The organism is Flavobacterium sp. (assembly GCF_043756175.1).
In the GTDB taxonomy this organism is placed as follows: Bacteria; Bacteroidota; Bacteroidia; order Flavobacteriales; family Flavobacteriaceae; genus Flavobacterium.
The window spans coordinates 1-2,271 of sequence record NZ_JAYURN010000026.1 but is presented as its reverse complement, the minus strand read 5'-3'; the positions used below and the strand labels follow the sequence as shown (position 1 = coordinate 2,271).

At 34.1% G+C, this 2,271-nt stretch carries 2 protein-coding genes; one reads left to right on the top strand and one right to left on the bottom strand.

Going from position 1 to position 2,271, the window contains the following annotated elements:
- A partial coding sequence (locus ACH2BP_RS01320; protein WP_395056250.1) for an aldehyde dehydrogenase family protein occupies positions 1-1,256 on the top strand: 1,256 nt, incomplete at its 5' end.
- Between the two features lie 100 nt (positions 1,257-1,356).
- On the opposite strand, the gene ACH2BP_RS01315 is transcribed toward ACH2BP_RS01320, so the two are convergent.
- A partial coding sequence (locus ACH2BP_RS01315) for a DUF6268 family outer membrane beta-barrel protein (RefSeq protein WP_395056248.1) occupies positions 1,357-2,271 on the bottom strand: 915 nt, incomplete at its 5' end.

The window sequence follows — 2,271 nt, the reverse complement described above, 5'->3', positions numbered from 1 at the left end:
TGATGTGGGAAATTGGTAAATCTTTGGGAGATTCTGAAAAAGAATTTGACAGAACCGTAGAATATATTTACGACACTATCGATAGCTACAAAGAATTAAATACACGTAGTGCCCATTTTTCTAAAGTGCAAGGTATAAATGCCATGGTTCGTAGGGGACCACTTGGAGTTGTATTGTGCCTAGGACCATACAATTACCCGTTAAATGAAACTTTTTCTTTGCTTATTCCGGCGTTGATTATGGGTAATCCTGTAATTTTTAAACCGGCTAAACATGGTGTTTTATTAATTTCTCCTTTGTTAGAAGCGTTCAGAAGCAGTTTTCCTGCCGGAGCCATCAATATTGTTTATGGTAGAGGTAGAGAAGTCGCTTCGCCTATCATGAAGTCGGGGAAAGTTGATATTTTGGCTTTGATTGGAAACAGTAAATCGGCGATTGCTTTGCAAGATCAACATCCAAACAAAAACAGATTGCGTTTAGTACTAGGTTTAGAAGCAAAAAATCCTGCTATAATCCTTCCGGATGCCGATTTAGATTTGGCCATCCAAGAATGTATAGCTGGTTCATTATCATTTAATGGACAACGTTGCACCGCCTTAAAAGTCTTGTACGTTCATGAATCAATAGCCGATGAATTTAATAAGCGTTTTGCTGCCAAAGTGGATGCATTGACTTTTGGAAATCCATGGGATAAATCAGTATTTCTTACTCCTTTACCAGAAAAAGAAAAACCAGCTTATATCCAAGAATTGATTGATGATGCTACAAGTAAAGGAGCAAAAATAATCAATGAAAAAGGAGGGGAGCATACTGAGAATTATATTTTCCCGGCAGTTTTGTTTCCCATAAACAAAGAAATGCGTTTGTATCACGAAGAACAGTTTGGCCCAGTGGTGCCTATTCTTTCTTTTAAAGACATTCAGGAGCCTTTAAACGATATGGCGGAGTCTAATTACGGACAGCAAGTAAGTTTGTTTGGAAAAGACATTAAAACCATTGCACCTCTTATTGATACTTTAGTGAATCTTGTTTGTAGAGTAAACTTGAATAGTTCTTGCCAGCGAGGACCTGATGTTTTCCCATTTACAGGAAGAAAAGATTCAGCAGTGGGAACTTTGAGTATCCACGATGCGTTGCGTTCGTTCTCTATCAGAACTTTTGTAGCTTCTAAAGACAATGAGTATAACAATGCCATTTTGCAAGAATTACTAAATAGCAAAGAATCTAATTTTATCAATACAGATTATATTTTGTAATCTTTTTTATTAAAAAATTGAAGCCGTCTCATTTTTTGGAACGGCTTTTTTTTATTGGACAATAGTATTAATTGTTGACAGAAAAGTTTTTAAAAAATGTTTATTTTTTAACGGTACTCAAATCAAAACGATAAATAGCTTCCAGTTTTAAAAGAATAGTGTTTGATTTATCTTCGAATAATCGGGTACGGTTGTCACCAAATTTTAACGCCAGAATTTGTAAATCAAGCTTTTGATCCATTGGATATACTCTAAACTGGTTTAAAGAATAGCCCATTTTCAGACGTAAAAGAATTTTTTTGTCGAAAACACTTCGTTGCACATAAGAAGAAAAATCTATCGAATTATTTTCTACATAATTGGAACGGATATTATCCGTTGTCAGTTTGTAACTATTTCCATGACCTAGAAAATCAACACCTATTCTTGTTTTATCAGTCAGACTATAATTGATGTCAGCATCATTTGGCATAAAGGCATTTATTTCAAAACGTTTATTCGGACTATGATAATAGAAAGTAATTATTGGAACCACGGACATGCCGTAAGCTTCACTGCTGCCGTAAAGTCCTAATCCGTAACCAAAATTTTCGTTTCTTTTATATTTTAATAAAGCTAATCCACCCAGGTAAATATCTTCGCTGCTGACATTAATATAATCAGATGCCACTTTTGGCAGGAAAAGGTATAGTCCACTCCAGTGTTCAGAATGTTTTACACTCAGACCAGCTCTTAAATTTGTTGAATATAAATGATTGTTATTAGAATCGGGAAATAATTGTAAGCTATAGCTGCTGAAATTTACACCGGTAACAGCAATATATTTTTCATTTAAAACAACTGGTAATGTAAGATTTGTTTGAAATGTGGAGATGCTGGTATTAACGGATGAATTTTCAAATGTTTTTTCTTGTGATTTTCCAAAATTTAGCGAAAATAGATCGATGTATTCTTGAGCACTGCATAAAAAAGGCAGTATTAAAAATAACACTTGTATTATTTTTCTTTTCATTTT